The sequence below is a fragment of the Inquilinus limosus MP06 genome (assembly GCF_000767795.1).
GTDB classification, from domain to species: Bacteria; Pseudomonadota; Alphaproteobacteria; order DSM-16000; family Inquilinaceae; genus Inquilinus; species Inquilinus limosus_E.
This window is the reverse complement of the sequence record NZ_JANX01000993.1, coordinates 1-1,246: the sequence shown is the minus strand read 5'-3', so window position 1 is coordinate 1,246 and position 1,246 is coordinate 1. Positions and strand designations below refer to the sequence as shown.

1 protein-coding gene is annotated in these 1,246 nt (G+C 73.4%); it reads right to left on the bottom strand.

Annotation, left to right across the window (positions count from 1 at the left end):
* Positions 1–1,246, bottom strand: a 1,246-nt coding sequence (locus tag P409_RS34670) for a condensation domain-containing protein (protein ID WP_034849477.1), incomplete at both ends; no start/stop codon positions are given.

Genomic DNA, 1,246 nt, shown 5'->3' with positions numbered 1-1,246 from the left:
GCTCGGGACTTGCTCATACGACACGTCCGTCGCGTTCCAAGCCGACAGGCACGCCTCGTCGGCAGCCGTCAGTAGGCCGATGCCACCCAGCACGCGGTCCGGGATCGAAACCATCCGCCGCAGCACCGCGACGAAGCCGTCGCGCCAACGTTCCACCGTCGCCCGGTCGAACAGGCCGGCATCGAACTCGACCCGGCAGTCGATGCCGTGCCCGTCCGCGGCCACATCCAGCGACAGGTCGAACTGGGTGGTGCCGGTGTCGAGGTCGATCACCTCAGCCGTCACCCCCTCCAGCGCCAGGGGCGCCGCGTCGCGGCTGGCGCGGAAGTTGAACAGCGACTGGAACAGCGGCGTGTGCGACGCATCCCGGGCGATGTCGAGCCCGTCCAGCAGCAGCTCGAACGGGACGTCGGCCTGGTCGAGCGCGGTCATCGCCTCGCCGCGCAGCCGGCGGCACAGCGCCCGGACGGTGAGGCGCGGGTCGAGCCGGACGCGATAGACCTGAGTGTTGACGAAGAAGCCGAGCAGGTCATGGGTCTCGGCCCGGCCGCGCGCGGCGTTCGGCACGCCGACCGCGAAATCCGATTGGCCGGACAGGCGGCCGAGCAGCAACTGCCAGGCGGCCAGCAGCACGACGAAGGGCGTGCAGCCCTCCTCCCGGCAGAGGACCTGAATCGACCGGGCCAGATCCAGCGGCAAGGCGAAATCGACGCGGCCGCCGGGACGGCTGCCCTCGGTGTCGCGCGGCCGGTCGGTCGGCAGCGCCAGCACCGGCACGTCGTCGCCGAGATAGTCCTTCCATCGCGCCACGGCCTCTCCGCGGCGGTCGCCGGCGAAGCGCCGGCGCTGCCAGGCGGCGTAGTCGGCATAGTCCAGCGCCGGTGCGGGCAGCGGCCGGCCCCGGCGGGACGGGTCGCGCAGCGCCTCGCCATAGGCCCGGGCGAGGTCGCGGACCAGCACCGCGGTCGACCAGGCATCGACCACGATGTGATGCATCACCAGCAGCAGCACCCAATCGGCTTCGCCGCGCCGGGCCAGGGCGACGCGCAGCAGCGGCGGCCGGGCGAGGTCGAAGGGTCGCCTCACCCGGGCCTGCAGCCAGGCGGACAGCGTCGGCTCCGCCCCAGGCGTTCCGGCCGCCGGCAGCACGGCCTGCTCGACCGCGACATCGACCTGCGGCAGCACCACCTGACGCGGCTCGCCCTCCCCGCCCTCGAAGCGGGTGCGCAGCACGGCGTGGCGCTCG